At 73.3% G+C, this 23,840-nt stretch carries 15 protein-coding genes; 4 read left to right on the top strand and 11 right to left on the bottom strand.

The genetic code is table 11. The annotated features are described in order from the left end of the window. The first annotated feature begins 2 nt into the window (after positions 1-2). From BJ981_RS24810 to BJ981_RS24800, 3 genes are all read left to right on the top strand, one after another. Positions 3-1,067 (top strand): ABC transporter ATP-binding protein, encoded by a 1,065-nt coding sequence (locus BJ981_RS24810; RefSeq protein WP_239139758.1) that lies wholly within the window; start codon positions 3-5, stop codon positions 1,065-1,067. After that, positions 1,064-2,098 (top strand): ABC transporter ATP-binding protein, encoded by a 1,035-nt coding sequence (locus BJ981_RS24805; RefSeq protein ID WP_184614228.1) that lies wholly within the window; start codon positions 1,064-1,066, stop codon positions 2,096-2,098. The genes BJ981_RS24810 and BJ981_RS24805 overlap by 4 nt, the downstream gene beginning before the upstream one ends. A gap of 178 nt (positions 2,099-2,276) precedes the next feature. Beyond that, positions 2,277-3,206, top strand: a complete 930-nt coding sequence (locus BJ981_RS24800) for a hypothetical protein (protein ID WP_184614226.1) — start codon at positions 2,277-2,279, stop codon at positions 3,204-3,206. Between the two features lie 336 nt (positions 3,207-3,542). On the opposite strand, the gene BJ981_RS24795 is transcribed toward BJ981_RS24800, so the two are convergent. Both BJ981_RS24795 and BJ981_RS24790 read right to left on the bottom strand, forming a co-directional pair. Next, positions 3,543-3,929, bottom strand: a complete 387-nt coding sequence (locus tag BJ981_RS24795) for a hypothetical protein (protein WP_184614224.1) — start codon at positions 3,927-3,929, stop codon at positions 3,543-3,545. Positions 3,930-3,951: 22 nt separating this feature from the next. After that, positions 3,952-10,965 carry a polymorphic toxin-type HINT domain-containing protein gene (locus tag BJ981_RS24790; protein WP_184614222.1) on the bottom strand — a complete coding sequence of 2,338 codons (7,014 nt, stop codon included), beginning with the start codon at positions 10,963-10,965 and terminating at the stop codon, positions 3,952-3,954. A 495-nt stretch (positions 10,966-11,460) separates the two neighbouring features. On the opposite strand from BJ981_RS24790, the gene BJ981_RS24785 reads away from it, so the two are divergent. After that, complete coding sequence (locus tag BJ981_RS24785; protein WP_184614220.1) at positions 11,461-12,204, top strand: SDR family oxidoreductase; 744 nt, start codon at positions 11,461-11,463, stop codon at positions 12,202-12,204. A 120-nt stretch (positions 12,205-12,324) separates the two neighbouring features. Here the strand turns inward: BJ981_RS24785 and rpe are convergent, their stop codons facing one another. From rpe to BJ981_RS24740, 9 genes are all read right to left on the bottom strand, one after another. Further along, positions 12,325-12,996, bottom strand: a complete 672-nt coding sequence (gene rpe, locus BJ981_RS24780; protein ID WP_184614218.1) for a ribulose-phosphate 3-epimerase — start codon at positions 12,994-12,996, stop codon at positions 12,325-12,327. Positions 12,997-13,202: 206 nt separating this feature from the next. Beyond that, on the bottom strand, positions 13,203-14,108 hold the full coding sequence (locus tag BJ981_RS24775) for a peptidase S1 (protein WP_184614215.1): 906 nt from the start codon (positions 14,106-14,108) through the stop codon (positions 13,203-13,205). Between the two features lie 188 nt (positions 14,109-14,296). Beyond that, entirely contained in the window at positions 14,297-14,794 is a 498-nt protein-coding gene (locus BJ981_RS24770; RefSeq protein ID WP_184614213.1) for a cupin domain-containing protein, read from the bottom strand. A 29-nt stretch (positions 14,795-14,823) separates the two neighbouring features. Then, positions 14,824-16,245 carry an RsmB/NOP family class I SAM-dependent RNA methyltransferase gene (locus BJ981_RS24765; RefSeq protein ID WP_275422349.1) on the bottom strand — a complete coding sequence of 474 codons (1,422 nt, stop codon included), beginning with the start codon at positions 16,243-16,245 and terminating at the stop codon, positions 14,824-14,826. Between the two features lie 66 nt (positions 16,246-16,311). Further along, positions 16,312-17,262, bottom strand: a complete 951-nt coding sequence (fmt, locus tag BJ981_RS24760; RefSeq protein ID WP_184614209.1) for a methionyl-tRNA formyltransferase — start codon at positions 17,260-17,262, stop codon at positions 16,312-16,314. Between the two features lie 3 nt (positions 17,263-17,265). After that, entirely contained in the window at positions 17,266-17,814 is a 549-nt protein-coding gene (gene def / locus BJ981_RS24755) for a peptide deformylase (RefSeq protein WP_184614207.1), read from the bottom strand. 90 nt (positions 17,815-17,904) lie between these two features. Further along, positions 17,905-19,266: a hypothetical protein gene (locus BJ981_RS24750; RefSeq protein WP_184614206.1), complete on the bottom strand. Its 1,362-nt coding sequence runs from the start codon at positions 19,264-19,266 to the stop codon at positions 17,905-17,907. 176 nt (positions 19,267-19,442) lie between these two features. After that, entirely contained in the window at positions 19,443-21,158 is a 1,716-nt protein-coding gene (locus tag BJ981_RS24745; RefSeq protein ID WP_184614204.1) for a hypothetical protein, read from the bottom strand. 50 nt (positions 21,159-21,208) lie between these two features. After that, a complete protein-coding gene (locus BJ981_RS24740; RefSeq protein WP_184614202.1) occupies positions 21,209-23,830 on the bottom strand; it encodes a primosomal protein N' in 2,622 nt (873 codons plus the stop codon). Positions 23,831-23,840: the final 10 nt, after the last annotated feature.

Here is a 23,840-nt window from a genome sequence, read left to right as displayed (position 1 = left end):
CCGTGACCACCGTGACCTGGGAGCGCGAGCCCGCGGCCGCCGGCGGCCGTGCGCCGTTCCTGTCGGTGCGCGACCTGACGGTCGAGTTCTCCACCGAGGACGGCGTCGTCCACGCCGTGGACAACCTGTCGTTCGACCTGGCCAAGGGCACCACGCTCGGCATCGTCGGCGAGTCCGGGTCGGGCAAGTCGGTGTCCAACCTGGCCATCCTCGGGCTGCACGACCGGGCGTACACCTCGCTCGGCGGGCAGATCCTGCTGGAGGGCGAGGACCTGCTCCAGGCGAGCCGGCACACCCTGGAGCGGCTGCGCGGCAACCGCATCGCCATGATCTTCCAGGACCCGCTGACCTCGCTGTCGCCGTACCACACGGTCGGCCGCCAGATCTCCGAGGTGTACCGCAAGCACAAGGGCGTGGGGAAGCGCGAGGCGCGCGACCGCGCGGTCGAGATGCTGGAGCGCGTCGGCATCCCGCACGCCAGGACGCGGGTGGACGACTACCCGCACCAGTTCTCCGGCGGCATGCGCCAGCGGGTCATGATCGCGATGGCGCTGGTCTGCGACCCCGACCTGCTCATCGCCGACGAGCCCACGACGGCGCTGGACGTCACCGTGCAGGCGCAGATCCTCGACCTGCTCAAGGACCTCCAGCAGCAGTTCGGCACCTCGATCATCCTCATCACCCACGACCTCGGCGTGGTGGCCAGGACCGCGCACGACGTGCTGGTCATGTACGCGGGCCGCGCCATCGAGCAGGGGACGGTGCGCGAGGTGCTGCGCGAACCCCGCCACCCCTACACCTGGGGGCTGCTCGGATCGATGCCCAAGCTGGGCTCCAACGTCGACATCCCCCTGCTGCCGGTGCGCGGCACCCCGCCCAGCCTGCTCGCGCCCCCGTCCGGCTGCCCCTTCCACCCCCGGTGCGACCACATGGCGCGGGTCGGCTCGGACGTGTGCGCCACCGAGCGCCCCGAGCTCTCCCCCGCCGAGGGACACCGCGACGCCTGCTACCTGACCCTCGCCCAGAAGCGGGAAATCTTCGACGGCACGATCAAGGAACGCCTGTGACCGAGACCCTGCTGGAGCTGTCCGGCCTGACCAAGCACTTCCCCGTCCTCGGCGGGCTGGTCTTCAAGCGCCAGGTCGGGCGCGTGCACGCCGTGGACGGCATCGACCTCTCGGTCGGCGCGGGCGAGACCCTCGGCCTGGTGGGCGAGTCCGGCTGCGGCAAGTCGACGACGGGCCGCCTGGTGTCACGGCTGCTGGAGCCGACGGCGGGCACCATCGCGTACAAGGGCAAGGACATCTCCCACGCGAGCCGGCGCGAGCTGAAGCCGATCAGGTCCGAGATCCAGATGATCTTCCAGGACCCGTACTCGTCGCTCAACCCCCGGCACACGGTCGGGGCCATCATCAGCGGCCCCATGGAGGTCAACGGCATCACCCCGCCCGGCGGGCGGCAGAAGCGCGTGCGCGAGCTGCTGGAGATCGTCGGGCTCAACCCCGAGCACTACAACCGGTTCCCGCACGAGTTCTCCGGCGGCCAGCGCCAGCGCATCGGCGTCGCCCGCGCCCTCGCCCTGGAGCCGCGCCTGATCGTCGCCGACGAGCCGGTCTCGGCCCTGGACGTCTCGATCCAGGCCCAGGTGGTGAACCTGCTGCAGCAACTCCAGCGGGACCTCGGCATCGCGTTCCTGTTCATCGCCCACGACCTGGCCGTGGTGCGGCACTTCTCCCAGCGCGTCGCGGTCATGTACCTCGGCAAGATCGTCGAGGTCGGCGACCGCACGTCCATCTACGAGCGCCCACGCCACCCCTACACCCACGCCCTCCTCTCCGCCGTCCCCGAGGTCAACCCCGGCGAGGACGCCACGACCGAGCGCATCCGCCTCGCCGGCGACGTCCCCTCCCCCATCGACCCCCCGTCCGGCTGCCGCTTCCGCACCCGCTGCTGGAAGGCCCAGGACAAGTGCGCCACCGAGGAGCCCCCCCTGGTCCGCCTGGACGGCAACCACGAGGGCCACCTGACGGCCTGCCACTACCCCGAGGCCCCCACCACCCACGGCGAGGACATCGTCCTCGACCCCGCCCTCGCCTGACCGGACCACACGTCGGAGCCGGGAGGCCGGCGGCCAGGACCCGGACGACGGTGTCAACGGGTCGCCTTGCTCGGGTACCGACGGGCAGGGTGTCGAAGATGTCGGTAAGGCAGATCGAGTTCCCCGTCGGCGACGGCGTGCCGGCGGGGCTGGACTTCGGCGGCCAGGGACCACGGGCGTGTCGCTGGTCCATGGCAGCGGTCACAACGCCGCGGTGTGGACGGAGGTGGCGTCCCGTCTGGTGGATCACTGTCGCCTGGTGGCGGTGCGTGAGGTCACGCTGCGCGCCTTCCTGCGTCGCGCGGACGGACTCTGGGAACGCCGCCCGGCCATCGAGGAGATCGCCACCGTCAGCGCGCCCGCTCCGGACGCGGTGATCCATCCGAGCGTGGACGTGTACGCGCGGATCAGGTGCCCGGTCACGTTCGTGCTGCCCGACCGGGGGTTCTACGCCGAGCGGCTTGGATGCTCACGATTCCCAGGCAGGCCGGAGGAAGTATTGAACGAAGAGCTGGTGGCGAGGTTGATGGCGGGCTTCGGCATGAGGTTTGTCTGCCTTACACGTAGGACCGGGATTCCTGCCTTCATCGCGGGAATGGCGACCTCGTGCAGCCCGGAGGAGGGGCGACGAGACCGGGTTGTCGGACTTGACGACCCGCAACGCGTCGGGAAGTTCAATGCCGACTGGTACGAACTATCTACCGAGTACGGGCTTTTTTCGGCGGATCGCCGTTTCCTGGTCTCATTGACCCCCGCCATTGATCCAGCCTTCAACAGCGCTCGCGAGGAAGCCGACGACTGGGAAGACCCTGCATGGTGGGAGCACTCGTGGGGATTGGTGGAACTGTCAGACGAGTGGGATCTCGCAGGCGCAGGGGCGGCGTCCGGCGTTCTCGGATCAGAATATGGTCATCCAGGATTTGCCATGTCGGCCATAGACGGATCGGTCTTGATTGCAGGGACAGTATGGCAGGACAGTATAGGGTCGGCAGTTCTGCCCAAGCCTTATCGTTCCCCAACGCTACGTGAGCTGGCTCGCCGGAACGTTGGTTTCCGGACACCTTCGGAGAACGAGGATCTGATCACGTTCCTCAACAGAAACGAATGACAAAGTTCGTTGGACTGCCAGTCCTTTGAGCAGTCCTCAACCGGACGCCGATCAGCGAGCGAACGGCACGGTCAGGTCTCTTGCCTCATACTTGCCTCCCCCAACCATCCACGGAATCGACATCGCGCTCGCCAGAGCGAACTTCGCGACTCTGAGCGCAGCCACACGGTGGCACCATCGAACCGAACCTCGACGCGGTTGCTCTGAGCACCACTGCGCGAACTCTTGCGCCGACCACGCCTCGACCATGAACTTGCGCACCGGTATCGGCATGGGACGGTGGCGGCCCGTGCGGCCGTCGCCCGGCGCCGGGAGGGCGACGGGCGACGGGGTGGGTCACTCCGGCAGGTGCAGGGTCAGTGCTCCGGCGAGTAGTGAGCATGTGATGTCTCCCATGTCCACCTCGAAGGCGGACATGGGGCCTTCGAGACGGTGGACCAGCCCTTCCAAGGTGGTGGAGGATCTTGGGTCGTAGTCGGCGGCCTGGGCGATGCGCAAATCTCTGACCTCGCGGAATTCGAGTTCGACGAGACGGCCCTCGGTGTCGATCGTGCGCCAGTCCTCCGCGTACCGGAAGAGTATCCGCAGGACCGCCTCGCGTGGCGCGAAGATCACTTGCTCGACCGTCGCGTTGTTGTGCAGGTCGACGATGCCGGTCGGTGTCGAGAAGTCGACTACCGGGCCCTCGTCGTGCCAGGGGTCCAGACCCAGGAACTCGGCCATGATCAGATGCTCACCGTGTGCCCTACTTGCCTAGTTTCTCGAAGTACTTCCTGACCATTCTCAGGTCGGCCCAGGTGGCGGCACGGGTGTCTTCGGCCTGCCAGCCTCCGCGTCCGTTCGGCCCCCGGTGGTAGCGGTAGATCTTGACGTGGGGTGTGTCGATGTACGTGCCGGTCTTCTTGTCGAAGTGCGACCTTCCCCGGAGGTCGACGGCGTACCGCACGTCGCCCGACTGAACGGTCACGCGATTCTTGCCCCACCGGTCGGCGAGCACCTCACCGGCCTGGGCGAGAGAGCACGCGCCCGCGTTGTGGACCAGGACATCGGCCGTTCCCGCCGCCACATGGTAGGTGTGGACGTCCTCGACGGTGAGATTGTGCACCCGCTGACCCGCGACCTGGTACTTGACCACGCCGAGCACCGTGACGGCACTCCCGTCGGCGTCCCGCAGCGTCATTCCGGGCCGTAGGTCGGACGCGTTGAGCCAGTGGCCTTCGCCGGCGACCCAGAACGGGTGGGTGCCGGTGGCGACGACGTCGGTGGCGCCTCGCGAACCGGGGACTGCGAGGGTGACGCGTACGAGGTTCTTCGTCCCGGCGCTCGTGACGACGGCGATGACCCGTTTCGCCGCCGTCACACCGGTCTGCGGGTCCGTGGCGAGCACCTCGTCCCCGGCGCGTACGTCCTCGATGTCCTTGCGCGTGCCGTCGGCCATGAGAACCTCGGTCCCCGGCACGAAGCTGCTGCAGGATTTTATGATCTTGCCGACGACGCCCTCCGCCGCCTTCAGCTCGTCCTTCGACCTCACCCAGCCCTTGAAGGAGTCGATCGCCTGACGGGCGTGCTTCCAGACCGACTCGGCGAGCCGCACGCCCTTCTTCCACTTCCAGGGCAGCGCGTACTTGACGCCGAGTTTGGCCACCAGGCCGCCGGCGAGCGAGCCGAGGATGTTGAGCGCCGTCTCGCCGCACGCGCCGAGGTCGCCCGTGGTGAGGCATTCGATGCCCGCGGTGATGCCGAGCTCGTCCGCGGCGATCTTGCCGAGGGCCATGAGCGCGTCGAGGAGCCGCTTCTCCCAGTCCTTGACCTTGCCCTTCGCCAGGTCGGCCTTGTACTTGGCGCACGCGAGGCTGTTGGGCTTGTCGCACGGACCGGACGGGGGTAGGGGCGCGGGCCGCAGACCGGTCGGGTCGGACAGTCCGACCGGGTCGCCGCCCGCGTAGGCGTAGGGGTTGGCCCAGCCCGGTCTGGTCAGGTCGAGCAGGGGGTCGGTGGAGACGAACTTCGCGAGCGCGGGGTCGTAGTAGCGGGCCGACAGGTAGTCGAGGCCGGTCTGGTCGTCCTCGATCTTCCCGAGGAAGCCGCGGTCGGTGAACGGCAGGTCGTCGGCGCCGCGACGCGCGCCGTACGGCAGGTATCGCTCCCTGTCGACGCGGCCGGTGGCGTCGTCGATGGCCAGTTGCATGCTGCCGTGCGCCCCTGAGGTCAGCCACTTCAGCTCCGAACCGCCGGTGCGCACCGCGACCAGGGCGCCGTCGGGGGTGGTGTAGTACCGCTTGGCGGTGAGCCTGCCCCCGGCGAGCTCGATCTCCATGTCCCCGGCGTACAGCGTCACCTTGCCGGAGGGGTCGCGGCGGATCAGCCGCTCGCCGTCGGCGTCGTAGACCATCGAGGTGTCCTGGCCGCCGACGGTGGCCTTCGCCATCTGGCCGAGCTCGTTCCACTGGAAGGCGGCCGGCTTGCCCGCCACCGAGCGCGACACGAGCTGCCCCGCGCCGTCGTAGGCGTAGGTGTCGGAGCCGCCAGGGCGCTCGACGGAGGTGACGGCGTTCGGGCGGACGGCCGAGGCGCCCGGCGCGGGGTACCTGTAGGTGGACACCTGGCCGTTGTCGTTCAGCGTGGTCAGGTTGCCGACCGGGTCGTAGGCGTACTGCTGCCGGTACGGGTCGGCGCCGAGCCCGTCCGCGCCCGCCACGCCGCCGGCGCAGGAGGACGCGGTCGTGGTCCAGGCCGCCGAGAGCCTGCGCAGGCCGTCGTAGGCGAAGCACTCGGACTGGCCCTGCGGCGCGCCGGCGACGGCGGACGCCGCGTCCTGGAGGCGGGTGATCCGGCCGGCGACGTCGTAGGAGTACCGGTCGTCCTGGGCGAGCACCGGCGTGCTCGTGTCGGCCTTGGCGGTCGTGGTGACCCGCGAGATCCAGCCGGTGGACGCGTCCCAGGCCACGGCGCGCCTGATCGCCCCCGTGGCGCCGTACGAACGCTCCGCGAGCTGGGACGTCGGGGTGTACCGGGTGTCCTTGACGTAGGTGAATCCGCCCCCGTAGTCGGACGCCACGCCCTTGGGCAGCCCCAGGTCGGTGGAGGTGAAGGTCACCTTCTCCTTGGGCAGCCCTCCGGCGGCGGGCATGCCCATCTCGGTGATCTCGCCGGCGGCGTCGTAGGCGGTGGTGAAGGTGTAGTCGCCGGCCAGCAGGTCCTCGGAGGCGGGGATGGTGAGGGTGGAGCCGGTCGGGCGGCCCATGGTGTCGTAGCCGGTGATCCGATCGGTGTAGGCGGCCCCGCCGACGTAGCGGGTGGAGGAGACCGGCTTGCCCTTGGCCAGCGTGTCGTAGGTCCAGGAGGCCAGCCTGGTGCCGGTCCCCTCGTCCCCGGCCCACAACGCGGTCCTCCTGCCGAGGTCGTCATAGCCGTAGGAGAGCTTCTGGCCCCGCCCGTCCTTGGTCCAGCTCACCCGTCCCGCCGCGTCGTAGTGCTGTTCCACGTCTCCGGCGTCGGGGTCGTGGGAGGCGGTCCGGCGGCCGGCGAGGTCGTAGGCGAACCTGCGCACGTTGCCGTTGGCGTCCGTCATCGTCGTCAGGCGGCCGTCGCGGTCGTAGACGTAGGAGGTGTCCTTGTGGGACGTGGCGTCCGTCCACTCCTCGATCTTCACGACGCGGTCGTCGGCGTCGGTCCAGTGGACGCTCTTCCCGCCGGCGGGCGGCTGGACGTCGTAGCGGTCGCCGTAGTGGGCGGTGGTGGTGCGCCGCAGCTCGCCGCCGAACGAGTACTCGATCTCGGCCGTCGCGCGCTCGGCGCCGTCGTGGACGGTCTTGGACCATTGGGGCAGGCTGGTGAGCGCGGGATTCAGCAGGCCCGAGCCCGGGTCGGCGGTGTTGTGCGCGGGCTCGGACGCCGCGGCGGCCAGCCCGCGGGCGTCGTAGGCGGTGACGGTGACGATCCGCCCGCCCGCCGGGGACGCCGACTGGTTCTCCCGGACCCGGCCGAGGCCGTCGATGTAGGTGTGGGCGGTCAGCCAGGTGGCCGTGGCGCCCGAGCCGGACCGCAGCCGGCGCAGCGTCGTCCGCACGGCCGCCGTCGGCTGGCCGAGCGCGCCGTCGAAGGGGACGGTGTAGGTGATGGACGCGGCGGCGGTGCCACCGCTCCTGGGCTGCTGGGGCGTCCACAGCGCGGTCGCCCGGCCGAGGGCGTCGTGGTCCATGACCGTGTCGTTGCCGTCAGGGTCACGGGTCTGGACGGGTTGGCCGTGGTACGGCGACAGCCAGGTGGTCGTGGTGTGCCCGAGCGGATTGGTGGTGACCACCCCGCCCGCCGGCCAGCCGGTCGCCGGACTGAAGGCGAACCGGGTCGTCTTGCCGGCCGCGTCGACGCTGGAGGTGACCCGCCCGTAGCCGTCATAGCCGCTCCGGGTCGCCGCGTAGTCGTCGTCGCCGGTGTACACCCGGGTCTCGGTGGCGTTGCCCCGGCTCGGGGTGTTGGCCGCCGGTCCCGCGGCGCCGTCGTACAGGGTGACGGTCCTGGCCAGCAGGGCGCCGCCGGCGCAGTCCTCCCCCGCTCTGCGTTCCACGGTGGCCTGGTAGTCGAGCAGCCATCTGGCGGTGTCGCGGGCGTAGGTGGTGGAGGTGCAGCTGTCGTCGCCGGGGTCGGTGGTGTCGCCGTAGTCGTTGACCTTGGTGGGCAGGCCGTAGGCGTCGTAGGTGGTGCGCTGGTCGGTGTAGCGGAAGCCGGAGGTGACGGCCTCGCGGGCGACCTGGCGGGTGGTGGTGATCAGCAGCGGGTCGTAGATGCCCGGCCCGTCGCCCGCCTGGCGGGTGGTGTACTCGTAGCGGGTCGAGCCGATCTCGGTGTACCCGCCCAGACCCGGGCCGCCCGGGGGTGTCGTGGGGCCGCCGGTGGGAGTGGGCGTGGGGGTGGGGCCGGCGGCGCAGTCGCCGAGGTCCTTCCACGCGCCGGACACCTTGCCGGGCTCGGCGCTGACGCTCGGGCCGAGCGCCTCCCAGTGGTGGCCGGTCCAGGAGACCTTGGCGCCCTTGGTGTAGGAGGCGAACTGCTGCCAGGCCGGATACGTACAGCCCAGGGCGGCGGTTCCGGCCTTCCCCGGCCCCGGCCGCGCGGTCTCGGCGTCGCCGGGCCGCGGTCCCGCCGCCGTGCCGGGCGTGGCCCGCTCAGGGGCGGCGCCGTTGACGGTGGTGGCGCGCCAGGACTGCTCCTGCAGGGTGCGGCCGGCCAGTGCGCGCAGGTCGTCGCGGGCGTTGCCGTCGAAGTCGGTGATCCGGGCGCCCTTGCGGACGCCGTCGGCGCGCACGTCGTCGTACATGCCGCGGTAGAAGGTGGAGGTGTTGACGGTGAAGTCGTCGGGGCCGCTCCCGGCGCCCTTGACGGTGCGCACGGTCTGGTAGCCGCGGAACTGGTCCCAGTCCTCGACGAGCGTCTTGCAGGAGCCGGTCGACGGCGGGCTGCACAGCACGCCCGGGGTGGTGTCGGCGCGCGCGTAGTCGAACGCCCGCGCCCAGGCAGGGGCGCCCAGGTACTCGTACCGGATGGGCACGTCCGGCGAGCCGCCGACCAGGTCCTTGTCGACGACCTGGGTGACCAGCCACTTCATGTAGACGGCCCGGCTGGTGTGCCGCATGCCGCCGTCGTCGTAGTAGGTGCCGAGCGTGGCCTGGTAGCAGTCGCGGGCGCCGGTGTCCCAGCCGGTCGTGGGGTAGCCCGAGGGGACCGGGCAGGGGTTGGCCTGGCCGTAGGTGACGTCGGTGCGGCCGCCGAGCCCGTTGTACACCGAGGAGATCCGCGGCATGCGCAGCCGGGGCCTGCCCTGGGCGTCGTCGTGGTCGGCCCGGTTGTCCAGCAGGGTGGCCTCGAAGTCCACGGGGGGCATGGGGATGTCGGGGCCGGTCCCGGCGAGGCCGACCGGGCGCAGGGTGTCCAGCCACAGGACGGGCCCCGCGGGCGGCAGGCTCTGCAGGATCTGGGTGTAGACCCACTTGTACCCGGCCTCCAGCCGGTAGACCTCGTCCCAGCCGCCGGAGGCGTTGAGCACCGAGGTCACCACCGTGTCGAGCCGTTTGGAGATGTAGAACGCCGGGCCGGGGGTGTCACAGGCGGTGATCACGTCGCGCGGGCTCGACGGGCAGTCCAGGTCCTTGGGGGTGTCGTCGTCCCACGGCGCGCCGGACGCGGGCGGCCTGCCCCGGTCCACGGCGTTGAAGACGACCTTGGCGGTGTGCGCCGACCCGGCCACGTTGACGTTGCGGCCGTAGGCCACCTGAGCCAGGTGGCCGCCCCGGTCGTAGGGCACCCGGAACTCCCGGCCGTCCCCGAACGGCCCGGGCTGGCACAGCGCGCCGACCACCTTGCAGTACCAGTTCTCCTCCCGGTCGAAGGTGTAGTCGGCCACGTTGCCGTCCGGGTCGATCCGCTGGTCCAGGTTCCACCGCCAGGGGGCGTCGCACAGACCGGGCAGGCCGGTCTTGGAGTACCGGTCCTTGCAGGGCTCGCCGGGGTCGTCGCCGACGTAGGCGGTCTGCCACATCGCATCGCGGTTATAGCCGAAGCGGTAGAGGGTGCCGTCGGTGGTGGTCACCGTCCAGTACGGCTGCCCGGTCGCGGCGGAGGGCTGGTAGTCGATCTTCCAGCCGTAGTCCTCCACGGTCTTCCAGCCGCCGCTCGTGCGGTCCTTCACGATCGGCGAGGACTTGCCCTCGATCGACAGCGTCAGGTGCGAGGTGGTGTGGTCGGTGGTCGCCGGGTCGCCGTCGTTCTCGTCCGGCGACTCCCAGCACTGGTGCTTCCAGTCGCGCTGCTCGGTGTTCTTGGTGGTCTCCTCGGCGTCGTCGGCGCACGGCCGGAACCGGCGCTCGATGAAGCCCGGGGAGATCTCCCAGCCCATCCCGGCGACCGACGCCTGGTTGTTGGTGTAGTTGGTCAGGCCGTCGACGGCGGACGAGGAGTACGACAGCGCCAGTTCCGGGGCCTCGCCGGCCACGGACGGGGGCAGGGGGATCGGATAGGAGTAGGAGAAGCCACCCCCCGACAGTCCGACCTGCCAGGATCCGGCGGCCTTCAGGTCCGTCGCCGCGAAGTTGGTGGTCCCCTCGCCGGGGTCGCCGGCCGCGGCCAGCGAGGTCAGGGCGTACACCTTCCCGGCGGCGGGCGACCCGTCCGGGGCGGCCTCCACGTCCACCGTCACCCGCCGCGCGGCGGCGTCGTCGCCGCTCGGCACGACGCGGGCCCTCTCCGCCGCCTTGGCGCACGCCGCGTCCGGCCGTGCCGCGAGCACGCAGGCCGGCATCTCGATGACTCCGAGCCGGGACGCGGCCCCGGCGGGGAACGCGGCGGCGAACGTGGAGTAGTCCACCCCGATCCGGACGCGTGCCGGCCGCGGTCCGCCGTCGGCGCGGGTGACCCGCAGGCCCACCGCCGTGCCGCCCAGGCGCTCGACCGCGTCGGCGCCGAGCGACTCCACCCGGACCCTGCCCGGCGCGTCCGTGCCGGCGGCCTTCCGCACGGTGATCGGCAGGCCGGCCGCGCGGGCGGGCGCGGCGCCCACCGCGACCTCCGCCGCTCCCGCGCCGGGCGGTGTCGCGCTCCTGGTCGCGGGACCGGTGACGGGCGCGGTGTCCTCGGCCCCGCGCACGGCGGCGACCTCGCGGATCGGACGTCCCTCCACCGACGGTTCGACCGGGGACTCCGCCGACGAGACGGCCGGCGCGGTCAGGTCGGTGACCGCGTCCACGGACGAAATGAGTAACGCCATGGAAAGGATCGCGGGTAACCAAATGCGGACACGCTGAAGGCGCACAGCACAACCTCCGATAACCACGTCAGCCAGCGGCGAGGCGCGCCATGGCCCTCATTGAAACGCGCATAAAAGAGATATAAATCGCACCGAGCGCCCCCATGATCATGGCGGGTTAGAGGCAGTGTCAATGCCTCGAACGCCAACCGGCGGCGACGCTGTGTGATCCCGCCAGTTGAGTCCCCGCGCAAGCCCTGCACGATTGGGCCCCCATGGCCGCGAGATCCCGGATGATCATCACGGTCGGTGACGGCCGATCTTCAGGGCGTTCCCGCCATATCGAACAGGGTTCGGAGGGCTATCCCGCCCCGCGAGGCGGCGAGGTCGCCAAAGCCGCGGCGTTTCAGTAACGCGTGCCTGTTTCACCGAATCATCCGGGCGTGCGCGGGTGAACCGGAGGCCGTAGGTTCGAAACCGGAAGTCCCATCACGATTCACCGGCGAGGAGGGCGTCATGGCGGCGCTTCAGGGGAAGAGGGCCGTGGTCACCGGGGGTTCCCGGGGGATCGGCCGGGCGATCGTCGAGCGGCTGGCCCGGGACGGCGCCGCGGTGGTGTTCAGTTACGCGAGCAACGCCGAGGCCGCGGCGCAGGTCGAGAAGGTCGTGGCGGAGGCGGGGGGACGGGCGCACGCCGTGCGGGCCGATCTGGCCGAGGCGGGGGCCGCCGAGCGGCTGATGGAGATCGCCGAGGAGCGGCTGGGGGCCGTGGACATCCTGGTCAACAACGCCGCGCTGAGCTTCACCCCGGCGCCGCTGGCCGAACTCGACGAGGAGCTGTACGACCAGGCGATGACGGTGAACGCCCGCGCGGTCTTCCTGACCGTCCGCCACGCCGCCCGGCACATGCCCGACGGCGGGCGGATCATCAACATCTCCACGCTCAACACCACGCGCCCGGCGCCCGGCATCGCCCCGTACGCGGCCAGCAAGGGGGCGGTCGAGCAGCTCACCGCGGTCGCGGCGATGGAGCTCGGCGCGCGGGGCATCACCGTGAACACCGTCTCCCCCGGCGCCACCGACACCGACCTGCTGCGCGGCACCAACTCCGCGGAAGCCCTGGAGACGGCCGCCCAGGTGACCGCCCTCGGCCGTCTCGGGCAGCCCGCGGACGTGGCCGACGTCGTGGCCTTCCTCGCCGGCCCCGACGCCCGCTGGATCACGTCCCAGAACATCCACGCCACCGGCGGCCTCGCCTGACCCACCGTCCGTGACGTCCTCACCACGGCGCGGAGAACGCGTCCACGGGCCCGGCCGATCAGCGCGCGAAGAACGGGCGATCGGCCTGGGCCCGAGGAGGCGCGTGCGGCGCCGGCCCGATCAGGGCGCGGAGGAGGCGTGCTCGGCCTGGGCGCGGAGGCTGCGGACGGCGCCGGCGGGGTCGGCGGCGCCGTAGACGGCGTTGCCGGCCACGAAGACGTCGGCGCCGGCCTCGGCGCAGCGTTCGATGGTCGCGGCCGAGACGCCGCCGTCGACCTGGAGCCAGACCTCGCCGCCGTGCTTGTCGATGAGCTCGCGCGCCTTGCGGACCTTGGGGAGCACGATGTCGAGGAACGGCTGGCCGCCGAAGCCGGGCTCCACGGTCATCACCAGGAGCATGTCGATCTCGCCGAGCAGGTCCTCGTAGGGCTGGACGGCCGTGCCGGGGTTGAGCGCGAAGCCGGCGCGGGCCCCCGCCTTGCGGATCTCGCGGAGCGTGCGCACCGGGGCCTTGGCCGCCTCCGCGTGGATCGTCACGCTGCCCGCCCCCGCCTCGGCGTAGGCCGGCGCCCACCGGTCCGGGTCCTCGATCATCAGGTGGCAGTCGAGCGGGAGGTCGGTCGCCTTCAGCAGGGACTCGACCACCGGCAGCCCGATGGTCAGGTTGGGCACGAAGTGGTTGTCCATGACGTCGACGTGCAGCCAGTCGGCGGCGGCGCCCACCTGGGCGGCGGCGTCGGCGAGCCTGGCGAAGTCGGCGCTGAGAATGCTCGGTGAGATCTGTACGGCCATGATGCCGAAGTCTAGAACCCGGCCGCCCGGCCGCAGAACGGGCGTCCCACCTGGGCGTGAACCGGACCATCCGCCCGTCGTGACGGGTGAACGACTCGCCCCACCTGGCGCGAACCGGGCCGCCCGCCCGTCATGGCAGGCGAACGGCCCGGTCCACTGGGGCGGCCCGCCCCGGGCGGTGGGTGGGGCGGGCCGGGCTCGGGGGGTCAGTCGTTGCCGGTGGAGAGGGCGAGCTGGGTGACGTCGTCGTTCTCGGTGACCCAGGTGGCCGACAGGCCGCCCTCCTTCACGAGGGCCACGCCGTCGCCCTTGAGGACGCCGATGCGGTCGCCGGCGAGGGCGAGCTGGATGACGTCGTCGTTCTCGGTGACCCAGGTGGCGGACAGGCCGCCCTCCTTCACCAGCGCCACGCCGTCGCTCTTCAGGACGCCGATGCGGTCGCCGGACAGGGCCAGTTCGAGGACGTCGGTGTTCTCGGTGACCCAGGTGGCCGACAGGCCGCCCTCCTTGACCAGGGCCGTGCCGTCGCCCTTGAGGACGCCGATGCGGTTTCCGGAGAGCGCGATCTGGCGGACCCGGGTGTTCTCGGTCACCCAGGTGGCGGACAGGCCGCCCTCCTTGACCAGGGCGGTGCCGTCGCTCTTCAGGACGCCGATGCGGTTGCCGGACAACGCGATCTGCTTGACGTGGGTGTTCTCGGTGACCCAGGTGGCCGACAGGCCGCCCTCCTTCACGAGGGCCCTGCCGTCGCCGGTGAGCACGCCGATGCGGTTGCCGGAGAGGGCGATCTGCTTGATCCCGTCGTGCTCGGTGACCCAGGTGGCGGACAGGCCGCCCTCCTTGACCAGCGCGGCGCCGTCGGCCCTGAGGACGCCGATGCGGTCGCCCGCCAGCGCGATCTGCTTGATCCCGTCGTGCTCGGTGACCCAGGTGGCCGACAGGCCGCCCTCCTTGACCAGCGCCTTGCCGTCGCTCTTGAGCACGCCGATGCGGGGCGGCGCCACGGCGGCGGGGACGGCGGACGCCGTGGCGAGGGCGGCGGCGAGCCCGCCCGCGATCACGAGCGTGAGCCTGCCGCAAAGGGCGCGGACGTGCCCTGAACCGATCGTCATGAGGGACCTCCGAATCAGGCCGGACGGGGTTCCGTTCCCGTCTCGGGACAGCACGGAGAGTTTACGATCGATTACCTGTTGTGATGACCTTTCGGGACGCGGCCGGGGTGAAGGTCATCCGTCCCGGTGGACCTTGTGTTGCACCACGTCGACGAAGCGCCCGCCCGGGTCCCCGGCGGCCGCCTGTTTCAGACCATGTACTGGTCGTGGCGCAGGTACAGCTCCGTCCACTCCTCGGGCGTGAGGGTGCGGCCGGTCGCCGCGATCTCGGCCAGTTCCTCGAAGTACGCCTCGCGGGGCGCGCCGGGGGCGAAGTGCAGCAGCATCGAGGCGGGCTCGCCCGACTCGTTGCGGAAGGCGTGCACGCCTCCCGGGGGGATGTGCAGGAAGTCGCCCGCGGTCCCCTCGGCCCAGCGCGCGCCGTCGTACAGGCGGATCGTGCCGGACAGGACGTAGAACGACTCGGCCATGGTGCGGTGGAAGTGCGCGCCGGGGCCGCTCGGCCCGGGGCCCATGTCCCAGCGGTACAGCCCGAACAGCCCGCCGGTGGTGGCGCCGGTGGCGAGGTAGCGGACGTGGGTGCCGTCGGGGCCGCCGATCCGCAGCTCGGGCTCCGAGCCGCCCGGCCGGAGGGTCCCGCTGACCTCGCCGGTCTCGGCGTGGTAGAGCGGCTCCGGATATGACATGACAAGCCTTCCGTGTCGTGCGAGAACGCTCAGGGCGTGCGGCGTAGCAGCGCGAGGAACATGGCGTCGGTGCCGTGGCGGTGCGGCCAGAACTGGGCGTACGGCCCCTCCCCCAGACCGTCCACCTCGTCCAGGAACGCGCGGGCGTCGAGCACCTCGGCGCCGCCGCGGCGCCGCACGACGTCCTCGACCACGGCGCGGGTCTCGGCGAGGTGCGGCGAGCAGGTCACGTACGCCACCACGCCCCCGGGCCGGGCGGACGACAGCGCCGAGCCGAGCAGCCGCCGCTGCAGGTCGCCGAGCTCGGGCACGCTGGCCGGGTCACGGCGCCAGCGGGCCTCGGGACGGCGGCGCAGCGCGCCGAGCCCGGTGCACGGCGCGTCCACGAGCACGCGGTCGAACGCGCCCGCGCGCCAGGCGGGCGTGGTGCCGTCCGCGGTGATGACCCCCGCGGTGCGCGTGGCGCGCCAGACCAGCCGGGCGCGGTGGAAGCGCTGGTCGGAGGCCAGCAGGTGGCGGTCCTCCTGGAGGGCGAGCGCGTCGAGCAGGCCGGCCTTGCCGCCGGGGCCCGCGCACATGTCCAGCCACAGCCGGTCGTCGCCCTCCAGCGGCACCCGGGTCAGCGCCAGGGCGACGAGCTGACTCGCCTCGTCCTGGACGGCCGCGCGGCCCTCGGCGACCGCGGGGACCGCGCCCGGGTCGCCCTCGGGCAGGTAGGCGGCGTACGGCGAGTAGCGGGCGGGCACGGCGCCGGCCTCGACGAGCTCGCCGACCGTGCTGCGGCCCGGCCAGGCGATCAAGGTGACGCCCGGGCGCTCGTTGTCGGCCGCCAGCAGCGCCGCGGTCTCCTCCGGGTCGCCGCCGACCGCGTCGCGCAGCGCCGAGGTGATCCACCGGGGGTGGCTGTGGGCGACGGCGAGGTGGCCGATGAGGTCCTGCGCCGGGTCGGGGGCCACGATGGCGAGCCAGCGGTCGTAGTCGCGGGTGGCGACCTTGCGCAGGACGGCGTTGGCGAACTTGGAGGCGCCGACGCCGACGCGCAGGCGCGCGAGGTCGACGGTGGCGCTCACGGCGGCGTGCGAGGGCACGCGGGTCCTGAGGAGCTGGTGGACGCCGAGGCGGATGGCGTCCAGCAGCGGGGGGTCGATCCGCTCGGGCGGGCGGTCGCTGCACACGGCGATGATCTCGTCGTAGGTGCCGAGGCCGCGCAGGGTGCCGTAGGCCAGCTCGGTGGCCAGGGCGGCGTCGCGGCCGGCCAGCCCGCGCTCGCGCAGCAGGGTGGGCATGAGCAGGTTGGCGTAGGCGTCGCGCTCGTCGACGGCCCTCAGCAGGTCGTAGGCGGTGTTGCGCGGCTCGTCGCGGACCGGCCGCCTCTTGCCCGCCGGCCTGCTCTGCCCGCGTCGTCCTCCCCGCGCGGCCCCGCGGCCCGGCGCGGCGTCGTCCCCTGTCACACTTCCCCCGCCATCAAGCCCATCATGTCGCCTCATGTCCGGACGTCGACGCTCCCCCGCGGCCGCTCAGCCGAGCCGGTCGGCCGGGGTCAGGCGCACGCCGCGCGCCCACTCGCCCGCGGTCATGCGCCGCTTGCCCTCGGGCTGCACCTCGCCCAGCAGTACCGGGCGGGTGGAGGTGCCCACCAGCACGGTGTTCTTGGCCGCGGCGATCTCGCCCGGGCCGAGGGGCCCCGCGCCCGGCACCGGCCCGGCGCCCTCGGCCACGAGCGTGACGGGGCCGAGCTTGAGCCGCTCGCCGCGGAACTCGGTCCAGGCGCCCGGCGCCGGGGTGCAGGCCCGCACCAGCCGGTCCACGCGCAGCGCCGGAGCCGTCCAGTCGACCCGCGCGTCCGAGACCTCCAGCTTGGGGGCGTGGCTCACGCCGTCGGCGGGCTGGGGACGCGCCACCAGCTCGCCGTCCTCCACGCCGTCCAGCGTGGCCAGCAGCAGGCCCGCGCCGGACTCCGCCAGCCGGGCCAGCAGCTCGCCGCTGGTGTCGGCGGGCCGGACCTCCTCGGTCACCACGCCGTACACCGGACCGGCGTCGAGCTCCTTGACGATCTGGAAGGTCGCCGCGCCGGTGATCTCGTCCCCGTGCAGCACCGCGTGCTGGACGGGCGCCGCGCCCCGCCAGGCGGGCAGCAGCGAGAAGTGCAGGTTGATCCACCCGAGCCGTGGGACGTCCAGGGCCGCCTGCGGCAGCAGGGCGCCGTAGGCCACGACCGGGCAGCAGTCGGGCGCGATGGCCTTCAGCCGGGCCAGGAAGTCCGGGTCGCCCGCCTTGGCCGGGCGCAGCACCTCGACGCCCGCCGAGGCCGCCAGCTCGGCGACGGGGCTCGGCTGGACCCGGCGCCCGCGCCCCGACTGGGCGTCCGGGCGGGTCACCACCGCCGCGACCTCGTGCCGGGGCGAGTCCAGCAGCGCCCGCAGCGAGGGCAGCGCGGTTTCCGGGGTTCCGGCGAAGACGAGGCGCACGGGCTAGATGGCCTTCCCTTGAGTGGCGTGCGGCGAGACCTTCACGACCGGCGCGGCGAGGCCGCTCCACTCGGCCTCGCGGATGGCCTTCATCGCCAGCTTGCGCTGCTTGGCGTCCATGCGGTCGATGAACAGGACGCCGTCGAGGTGGTCGGTCTCGTGCTGGACGCAGCGGGCCATGAGGTCGGTGCCCTCGATGGTGATCGGCTCGCCGTGCATGTCGAACCCCTTGGCCACGGCGCGGATCGCCCGCGGCGTGGGGAAGGCGAGGCCCGGGAACGACAGGCACCCCTCCTCGCCCTCCTCGTCCTGCTCGTCCGACAGGTCGAGGGTGGGGTTGATGAGGTGGCCGAGCCGCTCGTCGACGTAGTAGGTGAAGACGCGCAGGCTCACCCCGATCTGCGGCGCGGCGAGACCGGCGCCCGGCGCGTCCATCATCGTGTCGGTGAGGTCCTTGACGAGCTTGCGCAGCTCTTTGTCGAAGTCGACGACCGGCTCCGCGGGGGTACGCAGCACCGGGTCGCCGAACAGGCGGATCGGCTGAATTGCCACGGACGACTCCGATCACGTCAGGAAGGAAAGGTCACCTAAGTTTATGGGGCGCCGCGAGCCGCCCGGTCTGACCGCCGGGCGGCGCCGGGCTCAGCGGGAGCGGGCCTTCATCGCGGCCTTGCGCGCCGCCTTGGCCACCGTGGTGTCCGGGTGGTGGGCGCCGAGGAGCTCCAGGACGGCGATGGCGTCGGGGTGGCCGCTGCGGCTGATGTCGTCGACCAGGCGCAGCAGCTCCTCCCCCGGCTCCAGGGCCTCGAACTCGCCCATGGCCTCGGGGACGTCGGGGATGTGCAGGAGCGTGGCCAGGGTGTCCACGGCGAGCCAGGTGCCGTCCTCCTCGGTCAGGACGGGGGCGTCCAGGTCCCGGACGGCGAGCCACACCGCGGCGTGCCGCCACATCGCGGGCTCGGCCAGGGCCTCGCGCAGGGCGGGCTCGGCCTCCGGGCCCATCTCGGCCAGGACGGTGCCGATCACCCCGCGCTGGCCGGGCGTGCCCGAGGCGGCGACCTTGATCAGCTCACGGGCGGCGTCCTCGGGGACGCGGCGCTCGGCCCACAGCGCCGGGGCGCTGGAGGGCGCCTCGCCGCTCAGCATCGCGTCCACCAGCTCGGCGGCGCTCAGCTCGGCGAACCCGGCGATCTCCGACAGCAGCGGCGCGTCATGGCCCTCGCGCAGCAGGTCCTGCCGGACGGCCCACACGCCGAGCGGGGTGAGGCGCACGCTGTCGGCCGTGCGCTCGAACAGCCCGCAGTACTCCAGGAGGTCGAGGGCGGCGTCCAGCTCGCCGGGCAGCACCTCGCGCAGCCGCCGCATCTCGTGGGCGCGGGCCTCGCAGCCGATCTCGTGGGCCTGCAGCATGCCCTCGACCAGGCCGGCGTAGGTGATGCCGTCGCTGGTGGCGTAGATGGTGGCGAGCATCTCGGTGAGGTGCTCGTCGGCCACCTCCGAGCCGGTCAGCCCCTCCTCGGTGCGGTCCAGCACGTCCATCACGACGCCGTCCCAGAAGTTCATCAGGTCGGGCGGCAGGCCGGGGCCGGGCACGGCGCCCGCGCGGGTGACGCGCGCCAGGCCGCCGTTCACGGCGACGACCCACACCAGGCGCAGCCGGTCGAGCGTGAGGCCCAGCTCGCCGGAGGCCTCGCGGGCGTCGCCCGGCGTGAGGTGGCCTTCCTCGGTGACCTCGCGCGAGCCCGTCCAGGCGGCCAGCCGCCGGGCGTCGCGGACCAGCGGCACCGAGAGGACCGCGCCGGCCAGCTCGGCCTCCGGCGCCAGCTCGACCGGAGGGAAGCTCAGCACCTCGCTCTCGCAGTCCTCGCAGTCGCACGGGTCGCTCTCGCCCGCCATCTCGGAGAGCAGCGCCTCGCGCTCCTCGCCGGACACGGTGCCCAGCTCGTCGATGAGGTTGCGCAGCTCTCCGAGATCGAAGACGCCGCCGTTCCCGCTGTTGGCCATTCAGGCAACTTACTCCACACCAGCCACACCCGATGACGGGTCCGCGGACGTTCGGCATGATCACCACACCGGCGCCCGTCCGTCCGGCGAAGAACGCTCAAAGCACGCCGGGGCGCGGCCCTGGCACGGCTCCGGCGCGGGCTCTCCGCGCGGCCTTCACCGGGTTCGGCGTGGGGTCAGTGGATGCCGCGGGAGCGCGCCTTGAACGCGGCCTTGCGCGCCGCCTTGGCCAGAGCCCGGTCCGGAAGGTGGCGCCCGAGCAGGTCGAGCACCTCGGCGACGTCCGGGTGGTCCACCTGCCACATGTCCTCGATGACCTGCGCCGACGGCGCCGACTGGGCGAGGCTCCTCGCGATCTCGTCCGGATCGTCGGCCTCGCGGGCCAGCGCGAAGGCCAGGGTGTCCACGCCCGCCCACAGCGCCTCCCGCGGCGTCGGCGCGGGGGCCTCCATGTCGTGCGAGGCCAGCCAGACGAGCGCGTGGGGGCGCAGGCAGGGGTCGTCCAGGACGTCGCGCACCGCGGGCGCGGCCTCGGGGCCGAGCCGGTCGACGATCGTCAGCGCGACCCCGCGCGCGGCGGCCTCGCCCCCTTGGACGGCGGCCAGCAGCTCGCCCGCCGCCTCCTCCGGCTCCCGCCTGCCGAGCCAGGCGGCGATGTCCTGCTCGGCGAGCCAGGCCGGGTGGCCCTCCACCAGCAGGGCGACCAGCGCGGCGGCGTCGCCCTCGGCCGGGTCGGGGGCGACCGGCGCGGCCAGGCCCATGCGGGTGAACACCTCGCGCAGCCCCCACCGGCCGTGCGCGGTGAGCCGCACGGCCTCGCCGTCGTGCTCGACCGTGCCGCAGCGCGCCAGGACGTCCAGCGCGGCCGCGAGGCCCGCGTCCAGCTCCTCGCCCGCCTGAGGGCCGTCCCCGGCCCAGGTGTCCTCCAGGTACTCGCGCAGCGCGGCCACCTCCAGCGGCGCCTGCGCCCGGTACAGCATGTCGTGCACGCCGTACAGTTCGCGGTCGACGGGCGCGAAGCCGGTGACGTCCGCCTCCGAGCCGCCGGTCAGGAACGCGACGACGCCCGCCCACAGGTCCAGGACCGTCTCGTCGTCGCGGTCCGGCAGCGGCTCGGTGCCTCGTGGCGCGGTCAGCGCCCGGCCGGAGACCTCCGCCAGGCCGATCGCCAGCGCGGCGTCCCAGGCCAGGGCGGGGGCGGTCAGGCCGAGCTCGCGGGCGGCGCGCGCGGCGTCCCTCACCCGCAGCGTCCCCTTCACGGTCGGGACCCGGCCGCCTTCCAGCATCCAGGCCACCAGCAGCTGGGCCTCGCGGAGCAGGCCGGCCTCCCGCGCGCCCTGTGCGACCTCCTGCGGCGGCGCCAGGCGCACGGCGGGCAGAGGGGCGCACGCCGGGCAGTCGCAGTCCCCGGCGCCGTCGTCGGACCTCGGGCGGCGCGGCGCGGCGACGAGATCGTCGGTGGCGACGTACGGCGTGCCGGCCTCCAGGGCGTCGGCGCCCATCGCCCCGAACATGCTCTTGGCCATGCCGAACTTGGTGGTGTCGGCGAGCGCGGCCGGCATCTCCGGCGCGATCTCGTCGATCTTGGCGCGCATGCGGGCGGCCATCTTGGTGCCGATCTCCCCGCTGTCCAGCAGGAAGTCGACCAGAGTACGCGACGCGGCGACGGTCTCGGCCGCGCTCTCGGGGGGCGCGATGACCTTGCGGGGATAGATGTCGAGCAGGAGCCGCTCGAAGGTCACGGGCGCGAAGTCGGCGAGCTCCTTCACGTCCAGATAGTCGCTGGCGTAGTCGCACAGGAGCCGGATCTCATCGGCGTCCACCACCACCCCGTTGGAGCGCCCCCACGCCCGGATCTCCTCGATGGCCCCGTTCACCCATTCGATCGACACAGGGAGAAACTAACGGCTCGCTATCAGCCCCGCGAATCGGCGAGCTGCGGTCAGACCAGATCCATGGGGTCCATACACACCCGGACCAGGTCAGGGGCCTTGCGCGCGGCCCTCACCCCGGCCGCGCCCTTCAGCGCCCTGGCGAGCGCCGCCTCGGCCCCGCGCGGCACGCGGACCATCAGGCGCTCCTCCGGCTCGGCCGGGCGGCCCCGCGGCGCCTCGACGGGCACGGGGCCGAGGACCTGCGCGCCCTCCGGCAGGCCGAGACCGGCCGCCATGTCGCGGACCGCCGCCGGCGGGCCGGTCAGCGTGGCCATGCGCACGGCGGGCGGGAAGCCCAGCGCCGCCCGCTCGGCCAGCTCGCGCTCGGCGTGCGTCACCGGGTCCCAGCGGACCAGGGCCTGCACGACCGGCAGCGATGCGTCGGCGAGCACGACCAGCTCGGCGCCCGGCCGCAGCAGCGCCGCCGCGTTCATCCACCGCCGCAGCGTCTCCTCGGCGGCGCGCAGGTCGGGACGGCCCAGCATGGCCCAGCCGTCCAGCAGCACGGCGGCGGCGTACCCGCCCTTGGGGACGGGCTCCGCGCCCGGGGTGGCCACGACCAGGGCCCGCGAGGAGCCGACCGTGGCGAGCACCGAGTCGCGGCCCGAGGTCCTGACCGGGACGGACGGGAAGGCGCGGCCGAGCTCCTCGGCGGTGCGGCGCGCGCCCACCACCAGGGCGCGCAGCCGGTTGTTGCCGCAGATCTGGCAGCGCCACAGGCCCGCGATACGGCCGCACCAGCGGCAGTAGGGGGCGGAGTGGCCGCCGCGCAGCGCCAGCGGCCCCCCGCACAGCGGCACCGGCATGAACCGCATGACGGCCGCCGCCGCCGCGTCCTGCGGGTCCGCCATGTCCCCGAACAGCTCGCGGGCCACCGGGACGCCGGCCAGGCCCCAGGCGGAGCCTTCCAGGGACGGGCGCGGGGCGGGCGCGGCGGCGGCCGGGGCCCGCCTGCGGCCGGGCTGCGGGATGGACGGGTCGGGCGTCCCGCGCGGCGCCGGTGCCTCGGGCGGGAGGCCGGCGAGCGGCGGGGTCTGGACGCAGCGGGCGGGCGTGCGGCACGCCTGGCAGGCCAGGGCGGGCAGGTACCCGCGGCGCGGCACCTGGATGAGCACGGGCCCCGACTCCAGGCCGGTCCTGAGCACCGACCAGGCCAGGGTGGGCAGGCGGGCGGCGCGGGCGGCGGCGTCCCTGGCCAGCTCGGCGTCGTCGCCCGCCGGGCGGACCCGGGGGGCGTGCCGCCTGACGGTCTCGCGGGCGGGGCCGATCGGGTGGGCCCAGCCGGTGGCGACCAGCCGTGTCGCCTCGGCCGTGCGGGCGTGCCCGCCGACGAGCATGGCCGCGCCGGTCTGGTGGGCGCGCAGGGCGAGCACCTCGCGGGTGTGGGGGTAGGGGGCCAGCCGCTCGGCGTGCAGGTCGTCGCCGTCGTCCCAGATCACCACCAGGCCGAGATCGTGGACGGGCGCGAACGTGGCGGCGCGGGCGCCCGCGACCACGCGCACCTGGCCGCGCAGCACCTTCAGCCAGCGGCGGTAGCGCTCGGCGGGGCCGAGGCCGGCGGTCAGGGCGACGTGCGCGCCCTCGCCGAGCACGCGGGTCAGCGCGGCGTCCACCAGCGCGACGTCCTTGCCGTCCGGGACCACCACCAGCGCGCCCTTGCCGGCCCGAACGGTCGCGAGGACGGCGAGCGCGACGCCCTCGGGCCACGTGGGCCCGCCGTCCTCACCGACCCCCGGCAGCGCCGTCCACACCGCCCGAACCCCCCGCCCCTCGGCGAGCGCCTGCACGAACCCCGGCCCCGCGACGTACTCGCCCCAAACCCCCGGCAACGGGTCGTCCCCGCCCCCGGTGATCCGCTCCCCCTGGGACTCCTGCCGTCCCTCCGCGCCCCGCTCCGGCGGCGGTGCTCCGCCGTCCACGGGCCGGACGCTCCCGAGCCCGGAGGAGGGACGGGAGCCCTCTGGCACGGAAGACGGGCGGGTGGCCCCGGAAGGCAGCCGGACGGCCGCGAGCGGGGAGGACGGCTGGGGGGACGCGGGTGACGAGGGCGGGAGGGTCGTGGGGGCCGGAGCTCCGGGGGGAGGGTTCTGGGGTTCGGATTCGACCTTGGCGTGTCTCGGGGGGATGGCCAGGCGCAGGACGTCGGACATGGTGCCCGCGTAGCGGTCGGCCACGGCGCGGCACAGGGCGGCGATCCGCGGGGTCAGCACCGGCTCCGGGGAGACCACGCGCTCCAGGGGCGTGAGCCTTCCCTCGTGCTCGGTGGAGGCGGCCCGTTCCAGGACGAGGCCGTCGGTGAGCTTTCCGGCGAAGCGGACCCTCACCCGGCAGCCGGGCACGGCCTCGGCGGCCATCGCCTCGGGGACGAGATAGTCGAAGGGACGGTCGAGGTGCGCCAGCGAGGTGTCCACCAGCACCCGGGCCACGGGCAGCTCCCGCGCGGCCACGGGCGCGCCCTTGGCCGCCGCGTGCCCGGCCCCCTCGCCGCCACCGGTTCCCCGGCGCCCTCCCACGGCGTCCAGCGGCAGCAGCGCCCCCGCGTCCTCCGGGCGGGCGTCGCGGGACGACGTCGCCGGCGCACCGTCGCGGCCGGAGCCCGTGGTCGCCTCCGAGGATTGATGAGGCCGCATATCGAACACA

Source organism: Sphaerisporangium krabiense (assembly GCF_014200435.1).
Lineage (GTDB): Bacteria > Actinomycetota > Actinomycetes > Streptosporangiales > Streptosporangiaceae > Sphaerisporangium > Sphaerisporangium krabiense.
Note: the sequence above shows the minus strand (reverse complement) of the source record. Positions and strands in the feature narration are given on the sequence as shown.

Excerpts from the sequence above, each read along its gene's own strand:
- BJ981_RS24795 (WP_184614224.1), bottom strand. The coding sequence starts at position 3,929 with ATGGCCGAGTTCCTGGGTCTGGACCCCTGGCACGACGAGGGCCCGGTA.
- BJ981_RS24790 (WP_184614222.1), bottom strand. The coding sequence starts at position 10,965 with ATGGCGTTACTCATTTCGTCCGTGGACGCGGTCACCGACCTGACCGCG.
- BJ981_RS24785 (WP_184614220.1), top strand. The coding sequence starts at position 11,461 with ATGGCGGCGCTTCAGGGGAAGAGGGCCGTGGTCACCGGGGGTTCCCGG.
- rpe (WP_184614218.1), bottom strand. The coding sequence starts at position 12,996 with ATGGCCGTACAGATCTCACCGAGCATTCTCAGCGCCGACTTCGCCAGG.
- BJ981_RS24775 (WP_184614215.1), bottom strand. The coding sequence starts at position 14,108 with ATGACGATCGGTTCAGGGCACGTCCGCGCCCTTTGCGGCAGGCTCACG.
- BJ981_RS24770 (WP_184614213.1), bottom strand. The coding sequence starts at position 14,794 with ATGTCATATCCGGAGCCGCTCTACCACGCCGAGACCGGCGAGGTCAGC.
- BJ981_RS24750 (WP_184614206.1), bottom strand. The coding sequence starts at position 19,266 with ATGGCCAACAGCGGGAACGGCGGCGTCTTCGATCTCGGAGAGCTGCGC.
- BJ981_RS24740 (WP_184614202.1), bottom strand. The coding sequence starts at position 23,830 with ATGCGGCCTCATCAATCCTCGGAGGCGACCACGGGCTCCGGCCGCGAC.